Annotated in this window: 20 protein-coding genes; 15 read left to right on the top strand and 5 right to left on the bottom strand. The window is 61.5% G+C overall.

The annotated features are described in order from the left end of the window. The first annotated feature begins 72 nt into the window (after positions 1–72). The 13 genes from cobO (at position 73) to OZ428_RS24395 (ending at position 11,350) form a co-directional block, all read left to right on the top strand. Complete coding sequence (cobO, locus tag OZ428_RS24455; RefSeq protein WP_010208674.1) at positions 73–684, top strand: cob(I)yrinic acid a,c-diamide adenosyltransferase; 612 nt, start codon at positions 73–75, stop codon at positions 682–684. Further along, entirely contained in the window at positions 681–1,988 is a 1,308-nt protein-coding gene (locus OZ428_RS24450) for a cobyrinate a,c-diamide synthase (RefSeq protein ID WP_269131588.1), read from the top strand. Before cobO ends, OZ428_RS24450 begins: the two co-directional genes overlap by 4 nt. Continuing rightward, complete coding sequence (bluB, locus tag OZ428_RS24445) at positions 1,985–2,635, top strand: 5,6-dimethylbenzimidazole synthase (protein WP_269131587.1); 651 nt, start codon at positions 1,985–1,987, stop codon at positions 2,633–2,635. Before OZ428_RS24450 ends, bluB begins: the two co-directional genes overlap by 4 nt. Then, entirely contained in the window at positions 2,632–3,540 is a 909-nt protein-coding gene (gene cbiB, locus OZ428_RS24440; protein WP_033900697.1) for an adenosylcobinamide-phosphate synthase CbiB, read from the top strand. The genes bluB and cbiB overlap by 4 nt, the downstream gene beginning before the upstream one ends. Further along, positions 3,533–4,522, top strand: a complete 990-nt coding sequence (gene cobD, locus OZ428_RS24435; protein ID WP_269131586.1) for a threonine-phosphate decarboxylase CobD — start codon at positions 3,533–3,535, stop codon at positions 4,520–4,522. Before cbiB ends, cobD begins: the two co-directional genes overlap by 8 nt. After that, positions 4,519–5,970: a cobyric acid synthase gene (locus OZ428_RS24430; protein WP_269131585.1), complete on the top strand. Its 1,452-nt coding sequence runs from the start codon at positions 4,519–4,521 to the stop codon at positions 5,968–5,970. Before cobD ends, OZ428_RS24430 begins: the two co-directional genes overlap by 4 nt. A 91-nt stretch (positions 5,971–6,061) precedes the next feature. After that, entirely contained in the window at positions 6,062–6,583 is a 522-nt protein-coding gene (cobU, locus tag OZ428_RS24425; protein ID WP_269131584.1) for a bifunctional adenosylcobinamide kinase/adenosylcobinamide-phosphate guanylyltransferase, read from the top strand. After that, on the top strand, positions 6,580–7,635 hold the full coding sequence (cobT, locus tag OZ428_RS24420; RefSeq protein ID WP_269131583.1) for a nicotinate-nucleotide--dimethylbenzimidazole phosphoribosyltransferase: 1,056 nt from the start codon (positions 6,580–6,582) through the stop codon (positions 7,633–7,635). Before cobU ends, cobT begins: the two co-directional genes overlap by 4 nt. Next, the gene (gene cobC / locus OZ428_RS24415) at positions 7,632–8,207 is read left to right on the top strand and encodes an alpha-ribazole phosphatase family protein (RefSeq protein ID WP_269131582.1); all 576 of its coding nucleotides are present in this window, start codon (positions 7,632–7,634) and stop codon (positions 8,205–8,207) included. The genes cobT and cobC overlap by 4 nt, the downstream gene beginning before the upstream one ends. Before the next feature lie 2 nt (positions 8,208–8,209). Beyond that, positions 8,210–8,938 (top strand): adenosylcobinamide-GDP ribazoletransferase, encoded by a 729-nt coding sequence (locus tag OZ428_RS24410; protein ID WP_269131581.1) that lies wholly within the window; start codon positions 8,210–8,212, stop codon positions 8,936–8,938. A gap of 42 nt (positions 8,939–8,980) precedes the next feature. Beyond that, positions 8,981–9,385, top strand: a complete 405-nt coding sequence (locus OZ428_RS24405; protein WP_038847945.1) for a MarR family winged helix-turn-helix transcriptional regulator — start codon at positions 8,981–8,983, stop codon at positions 9,383–9,385. 63 nt (positions 9,386–9,448) lie between these two features. Then, complete coding sequence (locus OZ428_RS24400) at positions 9,449–10,648, top strand: MFS transporter (protein WP_161630248.1); 1,200 nt, start codon at positions 9,449–9,451, stop codon at positions 10,646–10,648. A 150-nt stretch (positions 10,649–10,798) separates the two neighbouring features. After that, on the top strand, positions 10,799–11,350 hold the full coding sequence (locus OZ428_RS24395; protein ID WP_177112142.1) for a glutathione peroxidase: 552 nt from the start codon (positions 10,799–10,801) through the stop codon (positions 11,348–11,350). 65 nt (positions 11,351–11,415) lie between these two features. On the opposite strand, the gene OZ428_RS24390 is transcribed toward OZ428_RS24395, so the two are convergent. From OZ428_RS24390 to OZ428_RS24375, 4 genes are all read right to left on the bottom strand, one after another. After that, on the bottom strand, positions 11,416–12,699 hold the full coding sequence (locus OZ428_RS24390; RefSeq protein ID WP_269131580.1) for an OmpP1/FadL family transporter: 1,284 nt from the start codon (positions 12,697–12,699) through the stop codon (positions 11,416–11,418). A gap of 146 nt (positions 12,700–12,845) precedes the next feature. After that, positions 12,846–13,328, bottom strand: coding sequence for a hypothetical protein (locus OZ428_RS24385; RefSeq protein ID WP_269131579.1), 483 nt, complete (start codon positions 13,326–13,328; stop codon positions 12,846–12,848). A 280-nt stretch (positions 13,329–13,608) separates the two neighbouring features. Next, positions 13,609–13,833 (bottom strand): hypothetical protein, encoded by a 225-nt coding sequence (locus OZ428_RS24380; RefSeq protein WP_005790139.1) that lies wholly within the window; start codon positions 13,831–13,833, stop codon positions 13,609–13,611. Positions 13,834–14,277: 444 nt separating this feature from the next. Then, entirely contained in the window at positions 14,278–14,583 is a 306-nt protein-coding gene (locus OZ428_RS24375) for a hypothetical protein (protein WP_028617356.1), read from the bottom strand. A gap of 457 nt (positions 14,584–15,040) precedes the next feature. On the opposite strand from OZ428_RS24375, the gene OZ428_RS24370 reads away from it, so the two are divergent. Both OZ428_RS24370 and rmuC read left to right on the top strand, forming a co-directional pair. After that, on the top strand, positions 15,041–15,364 hold the full coding sequence (locus OZ428_RS24370) for a sel1 repeat family protein (protein WP_101272361.1): 324 nt from the start codon (positions 15,041–15,043) through the stop codon (positions 15,362–15,364). A 175-nt stretch (positions 15,365–15,539) separates the two neighbouring features. Further along, positions 15,540–16,904, top strand: a complete 1,365-nt coding sequence (rmuC, locus tag OZ428_RS24365) for a DNA recombination protein RmuC (RefSeq protein WP_177112173.1) — start codon at positions 15,540–15,542, stop codon at positions 16,902–16,904. 5 nt (positions 16,905–16,909) lie between these two features. Here rmuC and OZ428_RS24360 read toward each other — a convergent pair whose 3' ends face one another. Further along, entirely contained in the window at positions 16,910–20,380 is a 3,471-nt protein-coding gene (locus OZ428_RS24360; protein ID WP_269131578.1) for a hybrid sensor histidine kinase/response regulator, read from the bottom strand. Between the last annotated feature and the right edge of the window lie 14 nt (positions 20,381–20,394).

Below are 20,394 nucleotides of genomic sequence, written 5' to 3'. Positions count from 1 at the left end.
GGGCGATGCTTGGCTGTCTGTTTTTTCTTTTTCCTGCCCGCCGTTTTTGTCCAGCCCCAACGGAGAGCTGCCATGACCGATTCCCCCGACCGCGACGAACGCCATCTGGCGCGCATGCTGCGCAAAAAAGCCGTGATCGATGAACGCATCGCCAATTCCCCCAACGAGTGCGGCCTGCTGCTGGTGCTGACCGGCAACGGCAAAGGCAAGAGCAGCTCCGCGTTCGGCATGCTGGCCCGGGCCATGGGCCACGGCATGCAGTGCGGTGTGGTGCAGTTCATCAAGGGGCGCAACAGTACGGGGGAAGAGTTGTTCTTCCGCCGTTTCCCCGAGCAAGTACGTTTCCACGTCATGGGCGAAGGCTTCACCTGGGAAACCCAGGATCGCCAGCGCGACATCGCCGCCGCCGAAGCCGCCTGGGCGGTTTCCCGCGAGCTGCTGCAAGACCCGTCCATCGGCCTGGTCGTACTGGATGAGCTGAACATCGCCCTCAAGCATGGCTACCTCGACCTGGACCAGGTGCTCAGCGACCTGCAAGCCCGCCCGCCGATGCAACACGTGGTGGTCACCGGCCGTGGCGCCAAGCCTGAACTGATCGAAATGGGCGACACCGTCACCGAAATGGGCATGCTCAAGCACGCGTTCCAGGCCGGTATCAAGGCACAGAAGGGCGTCGAACTTTGAATCATCCCCGTCATTGCCCGGCCGTCCTGATCGCCGCACCGGCGTCCGGCCAGGGCAAAACCACCGTCACCGCCGCACTGGCCCGCTTGCACCGCAACCTGGGGCGCAAGGTGCGCGTGTTCAAATGCGGCCCGGACTTCCTCGACCCGATGATCCACGAACGCGCCAGCGGTGCGCCGGTGTATCAATTGGACATGTGGATGGTGGGCGAGCAGGAAAGTCGCCGCTTGCTGTGGGAGGCGGCGGGGGAGGCGGACCTGATCTTGATCGAAGGCGTGATGGGTCTGTTCGACGGCACGCCGTCCAGCGCCGACCTGGCGCGACACTTTGGTGTGCCGGTGCTTGGTGTGATCGATGGCACCGCCATGGCCCAGACCTTTGGCGCGTTGGCCCTGGGTCTGGCGCGTTATCAGCCGGACTTGCCGTTCGCCGGCGTGCTGGCCAACCGCGTCGGCACCCTGCGCCATGCGCAATTGCTTGAAGGCAGCCTCACCGAAGGCCTGCGTTGGTACGGCGCGCTGTCTCGCGAGACCGGTATCGAGCTGCCTAGCCGTCACCTGGGTTTGGTGCAGGCAAGCGAACTGAATGACCTTGATGTACGCCTGGATGCCGCCGCTCAAGCGCTGGGTAGCAGTTGCGAAGTCGCTTTGCCGCCGCCGGTCACCTTTGCCGCGCCTGAAGTGATCGACGCCGAGCCACTGCTTAACGGCGTACGCATCGCTGTGGCCCGCGACGAAGCCTTCGCGTTCACCTACGGCGCGAGCCTTGACCTGTTGCGGGCAATGGGCGCTGAGCTGAAGTTCTTCTCGCCGATCCACGATCGCCAATTGCCGGACGCCGACAGCCTCTATCTGCCCGGTGGTTACCCGGAACTGCACCACCAGGCGCTGTCGCAAAATACCCCGATGCTCGACGCCATCCGTGCTCATCATGCCGCCGGCAAACCGCTGCTCGCCGAATGCGGCGGCATGCTCTACCTGCTGGACTCGCTGACCGATGTCGACGGCACTCGCGCCGAACTGGTGGGCCTGCTGCAAGGCGATGCCGTGATGCAGAAGAAACTCGCGGCCTTGGCGCTGCAAAATGTCGAATTGCCCGAAGGCACACTGCGCGGCCATACCTATCACCACTCGCTGACCACCACCGAATGGCAGCCGATTGCCCGTGGCCTGAGCCCCAATGGCGGGCGCGGTGCCGAGGCGGTTTATCGGCAGGGGCGGATGACGGCGTCCTACGTACACTTCTATTTCCCCTCGAATCCCCAGGCGGTGGCCGCATTGTTCGCGCCCGATCCAGCACTATGAGCGACAACGCCTTCCCCCAGGCCGACCGCGACGCCGTCTACCGCGCCATCGCCGAACGCCGCGACATGCGCCATTTCAGCGGCGGCACCGTCGCCCCCGAATTGCTCCACCGCCTGCTCCAGGCCGCGCACCAGGCACCCAGCGTGGGCCTGATGCAGCCCTGGCGTTTTATCCGCATCAGCGACCGCCCATTACGTGAGCAGATTCAGCAGTTGGTGGAAGAAGAACGCGTACGCACCGCCGAAGCCCTGGGCGAGCGTTCCGACGAGTTTATGAAGCTCAAGGTCGAAGGCATTCACGACTGCGCCGAAGTGCTGGTGGCGGCGTTGATGGATGATCGCGAGCGGCATATTTTCGGCCGGCGCACCTTGCCGGAAATGGACATGGCGTCATTGTCCTGTGCTATCCAGAATCTGTGGCTGGCAGCCCGTGTCGAAGGGCTGGGCATGGGCTGGGTCTCGCTGTTCGAGCCCCAGGCCCTGGCCGATCTGCTGGGTTTACCGCCCGGCGCGAAACCCTTGGCGGTGCTGTGTCTGGGGCCGGTGGCCGAGTTCTACCCGGCACCGATGTTGCAACTCGAGGGCTGGACCGAGCCTCGGCCGCTGAGTGACATGTTGTATGAGAATGGGTGGGGAGTGAGTCAATGAGTGTGGCCTTGCTGTGTGTCGCTGCAGTCGCGCTGGATGCGCTGCTGGGCGAACCCAGGCGCTGGCATCCGCTGGTGGCGTTCGGCAATTTCGCCGGGCGCATCGAGCAACGTTTCAATACCGGTGGCCGCGGCTGGCGCAGCCATGGCGTGACCGCGTGGTTTATCGCCGTGGTGCCACTGACCCTGCTGGCCACGGCGTTATCCTGGGCACCTTACATCGGCTGGGTATTGGAGATTCTGGCGCTGTATTGCGCCCTTGGCATGCGCAGTCTCGGTGAGCATGTGATCCCGGTGGCCCAAGCCTTGCGCAGTGATGACCTTGAGGAAGCACGCAAGCGCGTGAGCTACCTGGTGAGCCGTCAGACCAGTGAACTGGACCGCACCGAAGTCGCCCGCGCCGCCACCGAGTCGGTGCTGGAAAACGGCAGCGATGCGGTGTTTGCTGCGATTTTCTGGTTTGTCGTCGCGGGTGTGCCAGGCGTGGTGCTTTATCGCCTGAGCAACACCCTCGACGCCATGTGGGGCTATCGCAACGAACGTTTCGAGCGTTTCGGCTGGGCGGCGGCAAAGATCGATGATGTGCTGAACTACATTCCTGCACGCCTGGTGGCGTTGACCTACGCCGTACTGGGCAAGACGCGCCTGGCGCTCAAATGCTGGCGCACCCAGGGCCCGACCTGGGACAGCCCTAACGCCGGCCCGGTCATGGCGGCCGGTGCTGGCGCCCTGGGCGTGGAGTTGGGCGGCGCCGCGATCTATCACGGCGAAGTGCACCAGCGTCCGCAACTGGGCGAAGGCCCTCCGGCGGATGCCGATTCCATCGACCGAGGCTGGCAACTGGTGCAGCGCGGCGTATGGTTGTGGCTGCTGATCCTATGCGCGGGGGCGCAATTCTATGCTTGAGCACGGTGGCCGGCTGCGTAAGGCGGCGATTCAGTACGGGATTGCCGAGGCCGATTGGCTCGACTTGTCCAGCGGCCTCGCGCCCTGGCCCTGGCCGATCCCCGAGATCCCGCTGCGGGCCTGGGCGCGCCTGCCAGAAACCGACGATGGCCTGGAGCAGGCCGCCAGCGAATACTACGGCGCTGCGCACCTGTTACCGGTGCCCGGTTCCCAGGCGGCTATCCAGTTGCTGCCACGCCTGCGCCGCGCGGGCAAAGTCGGCGTGCTGTCGCCGTGTTATGCCGAGCACGCCGAAGCTTGGCGTCGTGCCGGCTACGTGGTGCGCGAAGTGCAGGAGCAGGAAGTCGACTTCTTTCTCGATGGCCTCGACGTGCTGGTGGTGGTCAACCCCAACAATCCCACCGGCCTGAGCCTGACCCCGCAACGCTTGCTGGACTGGCACTCGCGGCTGGCCCAGCGCGGCGGCTGGCTGGTGGTGGACGAAGCCTTCATGGACGTCACCCCTCAACTGAGCCTGGCGGGCCAGGCCCATCAGGTTGGCCTGATCGTGTTGCGCTCGTTCGGCAAATTCTTCGGCCTGGCCGGGGTGCGGCTGGGTTTTGTGTTGGCCGAGCGCAAACTGCTCAAGTTGCTGGCCGAACAGGTCGGCCCCTGGGCGGTCAGCGGGCCGACGCGGGTATTGGGCCAGGTATGCCTGCGCGACACGGCCGGGCATGCGCGGCAACGCATGCGGTGCATCGAGGCCGGCCAGCGTTTGTTCGCCTTGCTGGAGCGCCACGGCTTCCAGCCCCAGGGCGGCTGCGCGTTGTTTCAATGGCTGATCACGCCCCACGCCGAACGCATGCACGAATTCATGGCCCAGCGCGGCATCCTGCTGCGGCTGTTTGTCCACGACAGCAGCCTGCGCTTTGGCCTACCCGACACCGAGGCCGACTGGCTGCGGCTGGACCAAGCCCTGGTCGCCTATAAGGACGCCACATGAGTACGCTGATGGTGCAAGGCACCACCTCCGACGCCGGCAAAAGTACCTTGGTGACCGCGCTGTGCCGCTGGTTGGTCCGTCAGGGCGTGGCGGTGGCGCCGTTCAAGCCGCAGAACATGGCGCTCAACAGCGCCGTGACCGCCGAAGGCGGCGAGATCGGCCGTGCCCAGGCCGTGCAGGCCCAGGCTGCCCACCTGGCGCCGCACACCGACATGAACCCGGTGTTGCTCAAGCCCAACAGCGACACCGGCTCCCAAGTGATCATCCACGGCCGCGCCGTCACCAGCATGAACGCGGTGGCCTATCACGACTACAAAGCCATCGCGATGCAGGCGGTGCTGGCCTCCCACGCCCGGCTGAGCCAGGCCTACCCGGTGGTGATGGTGGAAGGCGCGGGCTCCCCGGCGGAGATCAACCTGCGCGCCAATGACATCGCCAACATGGGCTTCGCCGAGGCGGTGGATTGCCCGGTGTTGCTGATCGCCGATATCAATCGCGGCGGCGTGTTTGCCCATCTGGTCGGCACTCTGGAACTGCTGTCGCCCACGGAGCAGGCGCGGGTCAAAGGCTTTATCATCAATCGTTTTCGCGGTGACGTCGCGCTGTTGCAACCCGGCCTGGACTGGCTGGAAGCGCGCACCGGCAAACCGGTGGTCGGCGTGTTGCCCTATGTGATGGACCTGCATCTGGAAGCTGAAGACGGCATCGACAGGCGCCAGATCGACAAGGCAGCCCAGGTACTCAAGGTGGTGGTGCCGGTGTTGCCGCGCATCAGCAACCACACGGATTTCGACCCACTGCGCCTGCATCCCCAAGTGGATCTGCAATTTATCGGGCCAGGCCAGCCGATCCCGGCTGCCGACCTGATCATCCTCCCCGGCTCGAAAAGCGTGCGCAGCGACTTGGCGTACTTGCGCGCCAACGGCTGGGATACCGCCGTGGCGCGGCACTTGCGCTATGGCGGCAAGGTGCTGGGTATTTGTGGGGGGTTGCAGATGCTTGGCGAGCAGGTGCATGACCCGTTGGGCCTGGAAGGGGCTGCCGGTTCCAGCGATGGCCTGGGGCTGCTGGCGTTCAGCACTACGCTGGAAGAAGAGAAGCAGTTGCGTAATGTACGTGGGCGTCTGTTGCTGGAGGATGCTGAAGTCAGCGGCTATGAGATTCATGCGGGCGTGACGACGGGGGATGCGTTGTCGAATGCTGCTGTGATCCTGGAAGACGGTCGCCGGGATGGCGCGCAAAGTGCTGATGGGCAAATTCTCGGGACCTATCTGCATGGTTTGTTTGAAAGCCCGGCGGCGTGTAGCGCTTTGCTGCGTTGGGCGGGGTTGCAGGATGTGCAATCTGTGGATTACCACGCTTTGCGTGAGCGCGATATCGAGCGCTTGGCGGATTTGGTGGAGAACCACTTGGATACCGATTTGTTACGCAAGCTGTGTGGGGTTTGACGGTGAGTACGCGGTGCCAATGTGGGAGCGGGCTTGCTCGCGAAGGCGGCCTGATGGCCGATACATTTCAGCCAAATCAAGGTGCCATCCCATGCTTCAACTGATCCTCGGCGGTGCCCGTTCCGGCAAAAGTCGCCTCGCCGAAAAACTCGCCAGCGACAGTGGTTTGCCCGTCACTTACATCGCCACCAGCCAACCGTTGGATGGTGAGATGAATGAGCGCGTCGCGCTGCATCGCCAGCGTCGACCCGAGCATTGGGGCCTCATCGAAGAACCCGTCGAACTGGATCGCGTGCTGCGCGAAAACGCGGCGCCTGCACAGTGTTTGCTGGTGGATTGCCTGACCCTGTGGCTGACCAATCTGCTGATGCTTGAAGACGCTGATCGCCTGGCGTCCGAACGCGATCAACTGTTGGAAACCCTGGCCACGCTGCCGGGTGAAATCATTTTTGTCAGCAACGAGACCGGTCTGGGTGTCGTGCCGCTGGGCGAATTGACTCGCCGCTATGTGGATGAAGCCGGTTGGCTGCATCAAGCCTTGGCCGAGCGCTGTCAGCGTGTTGTCCTGACGGTCGCCGGCCTGCCCCTGACTTTGAAAGGTACTGCGTTATGACTGACACCTGGTGGCTCAACCCTTGTAAGGCGATTGACGCTCAAGCGTACGAACACGCCCTGGCTCGCCAGCAGCAATTGACCAAGCCGGCCGGCTCCCTCGGGCAGTTGGAGGCGCTGGCGGTGCAATTGGCGGGCTTGCAGGGCCAGGTCAAACCGTTGGTGGATCACGTGTGGATCGCCATCTTTGCCGGTGACCATGGCGTGGTCGCGGAAGGTGTGTCGGCGTTTCCCCAGGCAGTGACCGGGCAGATGTTGCACAACTTTGTCAGCGGTGGCGCCGCCATCAGTGTGTTGGCGCGGCAGTTGGACGCGCAGTTGGAAGTGGTCGACCTCGGCACGGTCACGCCGTCCCTGGACCTGCCCGGTGTGCGTCACCTGAATATCGGTGCGGGCACCGCCAATTTCGTCAACGGCCCGGCGATGACTGAGGCCCAAGGGCAACTCGCCCTGCAAGCCGGTCGCGACAGCGCGCGGCGTGCGTTGGCAGGTGGGGCGCAGCTGTTTATCGGCGGCGAGATGGGCATCGGCAACACCACCGCCGCCAGTGCGTTGGCGTGTGCCTTGCTCGATTGCCCGGTCAGTGACCTCACTGGGCCGGGGACGGGGTTGAACGCCCAAGGCGTCAGCCACAAAGTGGCCGTGATCGAGCGCGCCCTGGCGCTGCACGCCGGCCAGCGTGGTGATGCGTTGCAGACGCTGTTCAATCTGGGCGGCTTTGAAATTGCCGCGCTGGTGGGCGCGTACCTGGCCTGCGCGCAGGAAGGCATCGTGGTATTGGTGGATGGCTTTATCTGCAGCGTCGCGGCGCTGGTCGCGACACGTTTGAATCCGGCCTGCCGTGACTGGCTGGTGTTCGGCCATCGCGGCGCCGAGCCGGGTCATCGCCATGTGTTGCAAAGTCTCGACGCACAGCCGCTGCTGGAACTGGGCCTGCGCCTGGGCGAAGGCAGCGGCGCGGCGATTGCGGTTCCGTTGTTGCGCCTGGCCTGTGCGTTGCACGGGCAGATGGCAACCTTCGCCGAAGCGGCTGTGGCAGATCGCCCGGCATGACCTTGCGCCTGGACTTGCTGCGCCACGGTGAAACCGAGCTGGGCGGCGGCCTGCGCGGCAGCCTGGACGATGCTCTCACCGCCAACGGCTGGGCGCAGATGCGCGCGGCCGTGGTGGCGCAGGGGCCGTGGGACCGTCTGGTCAGCTCGCCGCTGCAACGCTGCGCGCGGTTTGCCGAGGAATTGGGGGCTCAACTCAAGCTGCCGGTGAGCCTGGAAAAAGATCTGCAAGAGCTGCACTTCGGTGCCTGGGAAGGGCACAGTGCAGCGGCCTTGATGGAGACCGACGCCGAAGGGCTGGGGTTGTTCTGGGCTGACCCCTACAGCTTTACGCCACCGGAAGGGGAGCCTGTCAGCGCCTTTTCCGACCGGGTCCTGGGCGCTGTCGCACGCTTGCATCAGGCCTATGCCGGTGAGCGTGTGCTGTTGATCAGTCATGGCGGAGTGATGCGTCTGTTACTGGCGCGAGCGCGTGGTCTGCCAAGGGAGCAACTGTTGAATGTCGAAGTGGGCCATGGCGGGTTGTTCAGCCTGCACGTCGATGCTGACGGCACACTGACGGAAGGCGTGTAGACATGCTGCCCTTCTGGATCGCCCTGCAATTTCTCAGCAGCCTGCCGATTCGCCTGCCGGGTATGCCGCAGCCTCAGGAGTTGGGACGCTCACTGCTGTTTTATCCGTTGGTGGGGTTGTTGTTCGGCGTGCTGTTGTGGGGCTTGAATTCGGTATTGATGGGCGCCCCGTTGCTGCTGCATGCCGCATTGTTGCTGACGGCCTGGGTGTTGCTCAGTGGTGGCCTGCACCTGGACGGCTTGGCGGACAGCGCCGATGCCTGGCTCGGCGGTTTTGGCGACCGCGAGCGCACACTGACGATCATGAAGGACCCCCGCAGCGGTCCGATTGCCGTGGTCACGCTCGGGTTGGTGCTGCTGCTCAAGTTCACCGCGTTGGTGGCCTTGATCGAGCAGCGCAACGGCGCCGCAATGATCCTGGCGCCGCTGATCGGCCGCGCCTCGATGCTGGCGCTGTTTCTCACCACGCGCTATGTGCGTGCTGGTGGATTGGGTCAGGCATTGTCGGATCATTTACCGAGAATCGTCGGCCAACAGGTACTGATCCTCAGCGGTTTGGCCTGCATTCTTATCGGTGGCTTCAGCGGTGGGATGGCTGTATTGCTCGCTGCGATCTGCTTTATCGGGCTGCGCCATTTGATGGTCAATCGCCTGGGCGGCACCACGGGTGATACCGCTGGCGCCTTGCTGGAGCTGCTGGAAGTCGCGGTTCTGGTTGGCCTGGCGCTGTAACACTTTCTTGCATTCCCTCAATCGCGGGTATATACACCTTCCATGCTTGCCTCCCAATGTTTGTGTACCAACCTGCGACGTGCCGCCCGTGGCGTCAGCAGGCATTACGACGGCGCTCTTGATGGCTTCGGGATCAACGTCGCCCAGTATTCTTTGCTGTGTAACCTGCAGCGCCTCGATCAGCCGAGCATTTCCAGCCTGGCGGAAGCGATGGGCCTGGATCGCAGCACGTTGGGGCGTAACCTGCGGGTGCTGGAAGGCGAGGGCCTGGTGCGGTTGGTGGAAGGCGATGACCTGCGCAACCGCCTGGTAATGTTGACTGAGGACGGCGAAGCACGACTGGCCGCGGCATTACCCGCCTGGGAAGCGGCGCAGCAGAAATTGATCGATCAACTCGGCGCGGAAAAACGCGAAACCTTGTTGGCCTTGCTGGACGAACTCGCCTGAGCGTGGGTTGGTTCGAATACAAGCGGGTATATACCCGCGAGCGGAGAATAAGAAATGACCTCGATGTGGCGCACCAGTGGATGGATTCTTGTAGGGAGTGCGCTGATCCTGGCGTTGTCGTTGGGCGTGCGGCACGGTTTTGGCCTGTTCCTGGCGCCGATGAGCAGCGAATTCGGCTGGGGCCGTGAGACCTTCGCCTTTGCCATTGCCTTGCAGAATCTTATTTGGGGCCTGGCGCAGCCGTTCACCGGCGCCCTGGCCGACCGTTTTGGTGCGACTAAAGCGGTGTTTGTCGGCGGCGTCCTTTACGCGGCGGGCCTGGTGTTGATGGGTATGTCCGATTCGGCGTGGTCGCTCTCCCTCAGTGCGGGCCTGCTGATTGGTATCGGCCTGTCCGGCACGTCGTTCTCGGTGATTCTCGGCGTGGTGGGCCGGGCCGTGGCGCCGGAAAAACGCAGCATGGCCATGGGCATCGCGAGTGCTGCAGGTTCGTTCGGTCAGTTCGCCATGGTGCCGGGCACCCTGGGTTTGATCAGTTGGTTAGGCTGGTCCGCAGCACTGTTGGCGCTGGGGCTGATGGTGGCACTGATTCTGCCGCTGGTCGCCATGCTCAAGGATCGTCCATTGCCGGTGCTGGCCGGTCAGCAAACCTTGCGCGAAGCCTTGAAGGAAGCCTGTTCCCATTCCGGTTTCTGGCTGTTGGCCTTCGGCTTTTTTGTCTGCGGTTTCCAGGTGGTGTTTATCGGCGTGCATTTGCCAGCCTACCTGGTGGACCAGCACTTGCCGGCCACCGTTGGCACCACGGTGCTGGCGCTGATTGGCCTGTTCAATATCTTCGGCACCTACACCGCCGGCTGGCTCGGTGGGCGCATGTCCAAGCCGCGTTTGCTGACCGGGCTGTACCTGCTGCGCGCAGTGGTGATCGTGTTGTTCCTGTGGGCGCCGGTCACCGAAGTCACGGCCTACCTGTTCGGTATGGCGATGGGCTTCCTGTGGCTGTCCACCGTGCCGCTGACCAACGGTACCGTCGCAACGTTGTTTGGTGTACGAAACCTCTCCATGCTCGGTGGGATCGTGTTCCTTTTCCACCAGCTCGGTTCGTTCCTGGGCGGCTGGTTGGGCGGGGTGGTCTATGATCGAACCGGCAATTACGATTTGATCTGGCAGGTGGCGATCCTGTTGAGCCTGCTCGCCGCGGCCCTGAATTGGCCGGTACGCGAGCGGCCAGTGGCGCGATTGCAGGCACAGATGGAGGCGGCATGAACATAGCGATACGCGGTGTGATATTCGCCGCAGCGTTGGTTTTGATGTTGCTGGCCTGGTGGGGCTGGCAAAACGGCGGGCTGGCATTGATGCAACTGGGCATGTCGATCTGTTAAGTTCGTGGTCTGAATAATTTCAAGGACACACGACATGCAGATGCGCTGGCTCGCTGTACCCGTCCTGATGGCCATTGGCACTGCCGCCATGGCCGCCAGTTGCCCGCCGCTGTTGGAAGGCCAATTGCCCAAGCTGCGCGCCAAGGAATCCATCGACCTGTGCCAGCGCTTCGCCGGCAAGCCCTTGGTCATCGTCAACACCGCCAGCTTTTGCGGGTTCGCTCCACAATTCAAAAGCCTCGAAGCCTTGTACCAGCGTTACAAGGGCGAAGGCCTGGAAGTGATCGGCGTGCCGTCAGATGACTTCAAGCAGGAAGCCAAGACCGGCGAAGAAACCGCCAAGGTCTGCTACGTGAATTACGGCGTGACCTTCACCATGACCGAGCCACAGAAGGTCAAGGGACCGGATGCGGTGCACCTGTTCAAGGTATTGGCGCAGCAGACCGACGCGCCGCCGAAGTGGAATTTCTACAAGTACGTGGTGGATCGGCAGGGCAAGGTGATTGCCAATTTTTCCAGCCTTACCAAGCCGGACAGTCCGGACATGATCAAGGCGGTGGAGGAGGCGATAGCGTCCAAGCCTTGATCGTCAGCCATTAAAAAGCCCCGCCTCCTTTGCAGGAGAGCGGGGCTTTTTTACACCGGTCTGGATCAGAAGGTGTAAGTCATGCCCAGGCCGAAACCGTTGGCGCTGTTTTGGTATTTGGCTTGGTAGTTCGACGGAAGGGAGGTGTTGTTGACCTTGACGTCTTCTTCCTTGAGGTAGGAGTAAGCCAGGTCGACGGTCATGTTATCCATCACTTTGTAGCCAAGACCCACGCTGAAGATCGTACGGTCGCCGGTAGGAATACGGGGCGAGCGATCTTTGTTGTTGGTTGGCGACTGGTCGAAGGTCAGGCCGGTACGCAGCACTACCTGCTTGGTCAACTGGTACGAAGTACCCACGGCGTAAGCCCAGGTGTCATGCCAGTTTTGCTCTTCGGTGATGTTGCTGATTCGGCTTGGGGCCAAGCCACCACCGTTTACGGCAGTCACGCCTTCGTTTTTGACGGTGATTTCTTTCAGGCGGCTCCAGCGTGTCCAGGTCGCACCGCCGTACAGTTTCCATGCGTCAGTCAGGTCTTGCGTCACCGACAGGTCATAGGATTCTGGGGTGTCGATTTTCAAGGAGGCATCGTAACGGTTGTTACGCAGGGCCGTTTGAGTTTGGGCCGGGCCGCTGACGGTAGTGTGTCCTTCCAGCTTGTACTTGACCTTCGAGTGGTAGGTCAGGCCGACGCGGGTGGTGTCGGTCGCTTGGACCAATACGCCAAAATTGAAGCCCAGCGCAGTATCGTCACCCTTGATCTTGACGTTGGTGTCGCCGAACGGGGCGCCAATCACCAGTGTTTTATCCGACTCGAGCACACCGGAAATACGGTTGATCGTCGGACCAAAGCCAATGGATACCCGGTCGTTGAACGCATAGCTGACAGTTGGCTGGAAGGTCATGACCTTCACTTCGCTCTTGCTGCCGAACCCACGGCCCTGGAAGCCGCTTTCGTAGTCGGTCACCAGGCCGAACGGAGCATAAACGCCGAAGCCGATAGCCCACTGGTCATTGAGTTTGTTGGTGTAGAAACCAAATGGCACCGCGGTGAACGGAACCATGTCACCTTTGTTGGAGCCGCTTGGGCGGCCGCTTGCATCTTTGATATCGGTCGAAGCATCAATCGCAGCGACACCACCGGTGATTTGCTGGCCACTCAGGCGAGACATACCGGCAGGGTTACCGTAAACAGTGCTTGCATCATCGGCAGAAGAAGAGCGACCTGCGAAACCCGTACCCATCCCGCTGACGCTCTGTTCGTTCAGTGCGAAACCGCTTGCGAACAGGTGGGAGGATGCCATGGCAACGGCGAGGCTAAGTGTGGTCTTGAGCATTACTTTTTTCATTATTAGAACTCCGTGGTGATCACCGCTGCGGAAAGTAACAATAATTTTAAGATCGCGCTATAGGCTGTAATGTAGGAGATAGAGCGGTTTTGTAGGACAATCCGACCAAATTCCAGGGTTTTTGACGAATCTTGCAAATTGCCCGGTCAGCAAACCACGTGATTCATGGGTGAAACACACGTTTGCCAGGCTTGAGTGAAATCGCGCAGCCTTCCTTGTGGATGAAAAATTTCTTTCCAGATACGCGCCATGGCCAGTACGTCACCGGGCGGAGGCAGTGCGGGGGTGTGTTGTTCGATCAACAACCAGGCAATGGCGGTGGCGTAACGCAGGTTGACGGTGAGCTCCAATTGCGGGGCGCTGAGGAACGCGTGCTGGCTCGCGAGCCCGCGTACCAGGCTGGCGCGCTCGGGGTCCAGCGCCAGGTAGTTATCCCACAAGGCGCGGTGGCGCGGTTCGGTGATGCTGTACAGGCCATGCCCACGGCGGTCGTGCAGCGCGGAACCAAGTTCCGACTGGCTGGCGGCAATGCCCAGCAGCAGGGACTCGGCCGTCGGGTTATGGCGGCCGAGGTACATCAAGGTCGGCCGGATCACATAACGACACAATTCGCTGGCAGCGATACCCATACACGCCTCAATCCGTGAAAGTGGTCGACGAGGCCTGAGAAGGTGGGGGCTTGGCAGCAGTGGATCGGATCTCAGGCTCGCCGGAAGCGGATCATGCCGCTTGAGTTGAAGTGTAGTGTCATATTTGTGATGTAAAGGACTGTTTTTAAAACATCTTCTTCATTTAGTTATAACGTTTATATCTATTCGAACTTAGTGCAAAAGCTCAATAGGCAAATTCCGGGCAATAAAAAACCCTGCGTTTCAAACAGGGTTTTTGTGTTTCAGCGACTCGGGTCGATCAGGCAGTCAGTGCCTGACGGGTACGCTCGATCACGGCCTGCAGCGGTTCTGCGCTGGAGTATTGATCGGGGTACAGGCGTTCGCTGTGACGCGCGATGCCGTGTTCGTTGACCAGGGTGAAGCTGAAGCAGCCTTTGCGAGCGGCCATGATCAGGCAGTTCATTGGAGCAAAAGCGTTGGTGAGGGTGCGAATGGCATCCTGAGTATGGATTTGAGCGTTCATAATTATTGGTGTTCCTACAAATGACACGGATAAGAACCGTGCCGTATTAAAACGTTCCAGTGACGTTGATCACTATTGATCAAACGAAGAACCCGACTGGAACAACGCAGCCAGTTTGAAGCGCTATGAGTTCAGGCGCGCTTGGGCTGGCAGGTAGGTACTTAGGAGGGCAGGCAACACAACAGGGGCAAAGGTTCTGGGCCCGGGGTGAAGATCCTGATCAATTTGCAGGTTGGTTCGGTCAGAGTATGGAAACTTCGCGACACCCTTTGCTTGTTCAAAGGCAGTGTCGTCGCAAGTGATACCTGGAAACCATCGAGGTGGTCGATCCCGTGTTGGACAGGGGAGTTGTTCGACCAGAATTGACTTTCAGCTTGGTACTAACGCCGCGGATAGTAACGGATTGAAACAGGTAAGGGAAGTGTGTTAGCCAAAAAAATTCCATCAGCCGCCCAACAGGCCGCGATAGACCAATACGGTGGTCGCTGCCGCCAGGGAGCAGCCCAGCCCGTAGGCGGCAAGCGTCAGGCGTAGGGATTGACCGGTTTCTACCACCTTCATCACGTCGCCCATGTCGTTTATCCGGCCCTCACCCAGTTCGATGCACAGGCTCACGGCCGTGAACGCCGCCGACAGCAGGATCGCGATGGCGAATAGCGCCCCATCCGGTGACGGCAGTGCGGCATTGATCCCCAAGGAAACGGCGCAGATGGCCAGCAGCAACACGGCGAATAACAGAATCCCTTTCATCAACCCACCCACCGTTGCGATGTAGGTGGGGGAGTGTGGCGAGCCGGGAAAGATTTGAAAAGTCCCCGCTTTGCCCTCGCGGTAACATTTTTGCAGCGAGCCGTTTCAAAAAAAGCCGGGGATATAACCATCGAATGGGTACTTGTGCACATTAGTTGCGGCGTGTGTAACCGCGCTGTCAACTGCACTGCAGGGCCGCCATTTGCCTGTAATGGAAATTTAAGTCAATGAAAAATCTGGCTTTTTTTTATTGGTGAAAAAATCGTCAGTTTGACTGCGGCCCCCATTCCATGGGGCTTTGCGCGAGTTAAAGGGGGGTTGTCCACTGAGTTATCCACAGCTTCTGTGGATTGTCCCGAGCGCTTGCTCTAGAACGGGCGTGCCGAGTTTTTTCAGCTTTACCTGTACGAAAAAAAGAGTAGAGTGGCGCGCCTTCCGTTCTGTCCCACAGTGCTTTATGAAGTTTCGCTCAGTATCACCTTCTGTTACCGACACCCCTCAAACTGTTACCGTCCCCAAGCGCTTCTCGTTGAAAGTTGCCTTGTGGTTGCTCGACAGTCCGCGCCTGGGTCACAACACCAATGTAAAGCACTTCGCCGGGCGTTTGCTCAAGCAGCCGGCCCGTGAAGGTGTGGTTGCCGCGCAAAGCCGCCTGGGCCAACTGATGTGCCGCGAATGCGGGAATGCCCGCGACCGCCGCATCGGCCACGACCTGCTGCGCCTGGCCGCCCGCGCCGGTGACCGCCGCGCCCAGCGCGAATTGGGCCAGGTCGAAGACTGAGCTGTCCTCAGGCCCTGTGCTCCGCTAACCTTGGTTTTTTTCGGTGATGGCAGACATGTCTATGGTTTTTGACTGGACCAGTATTGCCTTGGGCCTGGCCGGCGCTGCCGTGCCGTTACTGGCCGTGTGCTGGCAGCTCCAGCGACGCCTGAGCGCACGCATGACCGGCTGGGAACTGCTCGAAGAGCGCCTGGCCACTGCACAGCTGGCCCAGGAAGGTCTGGCCGCTCAGTTGGATGCCAGCCGCGACGAGATCAGCGACTTGAGCCAGGCCAACGCCGCCAAGCAAGCTGACCTGGCCGCTGTGCGTCGCGAAGTCGAGTTGCTGCAGATCGACCGCGACAATGCCCGCGACGCCGCCCATGCCTGGAACCTCGACCGCAGCGCCAAGGAAGTCGAGCTACGCCGCCTCGATGCCTTGTCGGCCGCTCTGCGCGCCGAACTGCGTGAACAACAGGACAGTCATCAACAACGCCTCACCGACCTGCAAGGCTCGCGTGATGAGCTGCGTGCGCAGTTCGCCGAGTTGGCCGGCAAGATCTTCGACGAGCGTGAACAGCGCTTCGCCGAAACCAGCCAGGAGCGCCTGGGTCAATTGCTCGACCCGCTGAAGGAGCGCATCCAGTCCTTCGAAAAGCGCGTGGAAGAAAGCTACCAGAACGAGGCACGTGAGCGTTTTTCTCTGGCCAAGGAGCTGGAGCGCCTACAGCAGTTAAACCTGCGTCTGTCGGACGAAGCCACCAACCTGACCCGCGCGCTCAAGGGCCAGAAAACCCAGGGCAACTGGGGTGAGCTGATCCTTGAGCGGGTGTTGGAGCACGCCGGGCTGGAGAAGGGCCGTGAGTACCAGACCCAAGTCAGTCTCAAGGGCCCGGACGGCGAGCGTTTTCAGCCCGACGTGCTGATCATGTTGCCCGGCGACAAGCAGGTGGTGGTGGACTCCAAGGTCAGCCTCACCGCTTATCAACAGTATGTGGCGGCGGACGATGAAGTGATCGGCCAGGCGGCCCTGAAGCAGCACGTACTGTCGCTGCGAAACCACGTCAAAGGCCTGGCCGGCAAGGATTACAAACGGCTGGAAGGCCTGCACAGCCTGGATTTCGTGTTGCTGTTCGTGCCGATCGAAGCGGCATTTTCCGCTGCGTTGCAGGCTGAGCCCAACCTGTTCCAGGAAGCGTTCGACCGTCATATCGTGATTGTCAGCCCAACCACCTTGCTCGCGACCCTGCGCGTGATCGACAGCCTGTGGAAACAGGAACGCCAGAGCCAGAACGCCCGGGAAATCGCCGAGCGCGCCGGTTGGCTGTACGACAAGTTTGTGCTGTTTATCCAGGACCTGGATGAAGTGGGTAACCGTTTGCAGCAGTTGGATAAGGCTTACAGTGCGGCGCGAAACAAGCTGACAGATGGACGCGGAAATCTGGTTAGCCGCACCGAGCAATTGAGGTTGCTGGGCGCGCGGGCGAGTAAAAGCCTGCCGGCGGATTTGCTCGAGCGGGCGATGACGGATTCAGACGGTGTCGCGCACCTACCCGAGTAACTGAGTTACAAGGGAAGATGTCGGCTTAACAATGCCCGCAACGCCGCTGGCTTCACCGGCTTGGCCAGGTAATCCAACCCCGCCGCATGCACTTCGGCCACCATCTCCGGGCGGCCGTCGGCGCTGATCACCACACCGGGAATCGGCTCGGCCAATTGTGCGCGCAGCCACCCCATCAGCTCAGTCCCGGTTTCGCCATGGTCCAGGTGGTAATCCACCAGGGCCAACTGCGGACGCACGCCGTCGGCGAGCAACGCCGCGCATTGCGCCTGGTCGGTGGCGGTCCACACCTCGCAGCCCCAGCGGGTCAACAGGCTGCGCATGCCGATCAGGATGCTCTCTTCGTTATCCACACACAGCACCTGTGCGCCGCTCAACGGCAGGCCGGTTTCCTGGGGTGTCTTGATCGACGCGCTGACTTGATTGCGCGCCAACGGCACGCGCACGCTGAATACGCTGCCTTTGCCTGGCCACGAGCGTACGCTCAACCGATGGCCGAGTACGCGGCACAAGCCATCGGCGATTGCCAGGCCCAGTCCCAAGCCTTTCTCCGCGCGGGTCTGGTGGCTGTCCAGGCGTTTGAACTCTTCGAAGATCACCTTCTGTTTATCCAGCGGGATGCCGGGGCCACGGTCCCACACTTCCAGGCACAGCTCGCCCTTGCGTCGGCGTACGCCGAGCAGCACCGGGCCATCGGCATAACGGAATGCGTTGGTGAGAAAATTCTGCAGGATGCGCCGCAGCAACTTGATATCGCTGTCGACGCGCAAGCGACTGCCGCGCAGGCGGAAACGCAAACCTTGCTCCTGGGCCAGCGCCTTGAACTCCGCGCCCAAGGTGTCGAACAGCTCGTTGAGCACAAACGGCTGGCGCTGCGGATTGATCTTGCCGTTTTCCAGGCGCGAGATATCCAGCAAGTCGCTGATCAGGTCTTCGGCGGAGCGCAAGGAGCTGTCCAGGTGCTGCACCAATTGCCGGGCTTCGGTGGAGAGGCCGTCGTTCTGGTGGGAGAGGGCGGCGGAAAACAGGCGCGCAGCATTCAAAGGTTGCATCAAGTCATGGCTGACCGCCGCCAGGAAGCGGGTCTTCGACTGGCTGGCGGACTCGGCCACGCCCTTGGCGTCGGTGAGTGCCACATTGAGTTGGGACAGTTCATGGGTGCGCTCGGTCACCCGTTGTTCCAGGCCTTCGTTGGCCTCGGTGAGTGCCTGCTCGGCTTCGCGGAACGCGGTAATGTCAGTGAAGCTCATGACAAAACCGCCGCCCGGCATCGGGTTGCCGATCAGCTCGATCACCCGCCCATTGGGAAATAAACGCTCGGAGGTGTGCGCACGGCCCTGGCGCATCCAGTGCAGACGCCGCGCCACATGGACTTCGGCCTCGCCTGGTCCGCACAGCCCGCGTTCGGCGTTGTAGCGGATGATGTCGGCGATCGGCCGGCCCACGCTGATCAGCCCGTCCGGGTAGTTGAACAGCTCCAGATAACGCCGGTTCCAGGCCACCAGCTTGAGGGACTGGTCGACCACGCTGATGCCCTGGGTGATGTTCTCGATGGCCCCTTGCAGCAATGCGCGGTTGAATTGCAGCACCTCCGACGCTTCGTCAGCGATGCGGACTACGTCCTCCAACTGCATTTCCCGACCTTCGATGGCGGCTTTTACCACTGCACGTGTCGACGAGGCGCCCAGTACGCCGGCCAATAATCGCTCGGTGTGGGCAATCCAATCGTTGTCGGCATTCTGGTTGGGGTTGAAGCCTTTGCCCTGGCGATAGGCGAAACGGATAAAGCTCTGCTGGGCGCGTTCTTCACCGACAAAGCGCGCCGCCAGGCTGAGCAAGTCGCTGATCTGCACCGACAACATCGAACGGGCGCTGGCACGTTGGCTGATTTCCTGGCCGATGAAACGCCCGGCTTGCCAGTGTTCGGACACCCGCGTGCGCGACAGCATCGACACCCACACAAACAGCGTGAAGTTGCCGGCCAGGGAAAACACGGTACCCAAGGTCAATGAGGTGACAGACAGGCCTAGCGGGTGGGAATGCATCCATGTCAGCCCTGGGAAAAGGCTGAGGGACCAGCCCAGGCTTTTCGCCGTCACCGGTAGGACCAAGGTGTAGAACCACAGGAAAGTACCGGCTGCCAGCCCGGCAAATACCCCGCGTCGGTTGGCTTGTTTCCAATACAACGCACCGAGCATGGCGGGAGCCAGTTGCGTCACGGCAGCAAAGGCGATCTGGCCGATGGTCGCCAGGCTCGCGGTGGAGCCTAATAGGCGATAGCTGACGTAGGCCAGCAACAGAATGATCACGATGCTTACGCGGCGTACCGAGAGCATCCAGTGGCGGAACACTTCGAACGGCCGCTCGGCGCTGGAGCGACGCAGCAACCACGGCAGCAGCATGTCGTTCGATACCATGGTGGACAGCGCGATGCTCGCCACGATCACCATGCCGGTCGCCGCCGACGCGCCGCCGATAAAGGCCAGCACGGCCAACGCCGGATGGGCTTCGGCCATGGGCAGGCTGATGACGTAGGAGTCCGGCAACACCGAGCTGGGCAACAGCATCTTGCCGCCCAAGGCGATAGGGATCACGAACAATGCGGCGAGCACCAGGTACGCAGGAAACACCCACTTGGCCAGGCGCAGGTCCTGAGGATCGATGTTCTCTACCACCGTGACATGGAACTGTCGGGGCAGGCAGATGATCGCCATCATGGCCACGCCGGTCTGCACCACCATGGATGGCCAGTTGACGGTCTCTTTCCAGTATTCATCCAGGCGGGGCGCGAGCATGGCTTGGCTGAACAGATCACCGAAACCGTCGTACAGCCCGTAGGTCACAAACGCGCCGACCGCGAGAAATGCGAACAGTTTGACCAGAGATTCAAACGCAATCGCCAGCACCATGCCCCGGTGGTGTTCCGTGGCATCGAGGTTGCGCGTACCAAACACAATGGTGAACAGCGCCAGCACCAGCGACACAATCAGCGCCGTGTCCTGGGCGCGGGTGCCGGTGGTGTCGGCGCCAGCGCCGATCAGCAGATTGACGCCCAGCACGATGCCTTTGAGTTGCAGCGCGATATAAGGCAGCACGCCGACCAGGCAGATCAGTGCAACCACCACGGCCAGGGATTGGGATTTGCCGTAGCGTGCCGCAATAAAGTCGGCGATGGAGGTGATGTTTTCCTGCTTGCTGATCAGGATCATCTTCTGCAGCACCCAAGGTGCCAACACCAGCAACAACACCGGTCCCAGGTAGATCGGTAAAAACGCCCACAACTGTTCGGCAGCCTGGCCTACGGCGCCGAAGAATGTCCAACTGGTGCAATAAACGGCCAGCGACAGGCTGTACACCCAGGCACGCATACGCGGCGGCAGCGGCGCACGGCGGCGATCACCGTAGAAGGCGATGGCAAACATAATGGCCATATAGGCCAGGGCAACGGCGGCGATCAGCCCGCTGGACAACGTCATGGTAACTCCGCGCA

Origin of the sequence: Pseudomonas sp. GXZC (genome assembly GCF_026967615.1) — a bacterium.
Taxonomy (GTDB): Bacteria; Pseudomonadota; Gammaproteobacteria; order Pseudomonadales; family Pseudomonadaceae; genus Aquipseudomonas; species Aquipseudomonas azotoformans_A.
This window is presented reverse-complemented; position numbering and strand designations above follow the sequence as displayed.

Coding starts and splice junctions, on each gene's coding strand:
- OZ428_RS24370 (WP_101272361.1), top strand. CDS start 15,041: ATGAAGTTTCGCTCAGTATCACCTTCTGTTACCGACACCCCTCAAACT.
- OZ428_RS24395 (WP_177112142.1), top strand. CDS start 10,799: ATGCAGATGCGCTGGCTCGCTGTACCCGTCCTGATGGCCATTGGCACT.
- OZ428_RS24405 (WP_038847945.1), top strand. CDS start 8,981: ATGCTTGCCTCCCAATGTTTGTGTACCAACCTGCGACGTGCCGCCCGT.
- cobU (WP_269131584.1), top strand. CDS start 6,062: ATGCTTCAACTGATCCTCGGCGGTGCCCGTTCCGGCAAAAGTCGCCTC.
- cobD (WP_269131586.1), top strand. CDS start 3,533: ATGCTTGAGCACGGTGGCCGGCTGCGTAAGGCGGCGATTCAGTACGGG.
- OZ428_RS24400 (WP_161630248.1), top strand. CDS start 9,449: ATGTGGCGCACCAGTGGATGGATTCTTGTAGGGAGTGCGCTGATCCTG.
- cobC (WP_269131582.1), top strand. CDS start 7,632: ATGACCTTGCGCCTGGACTTGCTGCGCCACGGTGAAACCGAGCTGGGC.
- OZ428_RS24380 (WP_005790139.1), bottom strand. CDS start 13,833: ATGAACGCTCAAATCCATACTCAGGATGCCATTCGCACCCTCACCAAC.
- OZ428_RS24385 (WP_269131579.1), bottom strand. CDS start 13,328: ATGGGTATCGCTGCCAGCGAATTGTGTCGTTATGTGATCCGGCCGACC.
- OZ428_RS24360 (WP_269131578.1), bottom strand. CDS start 20,380: ATGACGTTGTCCAGCGGGCTGATCGCCGCCGTTGCCCTGGCCTATATG.
- bluB (WP_269131587.1), top strand. CDS start 1,985: ATGAGCGACAACGCCTTCCCCCAGGCCGACCGCGACGCCGTCTACCGC.
- OZ428_RS24375 (WP_028617356.1), bottom strand. CDS start 14,583: ATGAAAGGGATTCTGTTATTCGCCGTGTTGCTGCTGGCCATCTGCGCC.
- OZ428_RS24430 (WP_269131585.1), top strand. CDS start 4,519: ATGAGTACGCTGATGGTGCAAGGCACCACCTCCGACGCCGGCAAAAGT.
- OZ428_RS24390 (WP_269131580.1), bottom strand. CDS start 12,699: ATGAAAAAAGTAATGCTCAAGACCACACTTAGCCTCGCCGTTGCCATG.
- cobT (WP_269131583.1), top strand. CDS start 6,580: ATGACTGACACCTGGTGGCTCAACCCTTGTAAGGCGATTGACGCTCAA.
- cbiB (WP_033900697.1), top strand. CDS start 2,632: ATGAGTGTGGCCTTGCTGTGTGTCGCTGCAGTCGCGCTGGATGCGCTG.
- cobO (WP_010208674.1), top strand. CDS start 73: ATGACCGATTCCCCCGACCGCGACGAACGCCATCTGGCGCGCATGCTG.
- OZ428_RS24410 (WP_269131581.1), top strand. CDS start 8,210: ATGCTGCCCTTCTGGATCGCCCTGCAATTTCTCAGCAGCCTGCCGATT.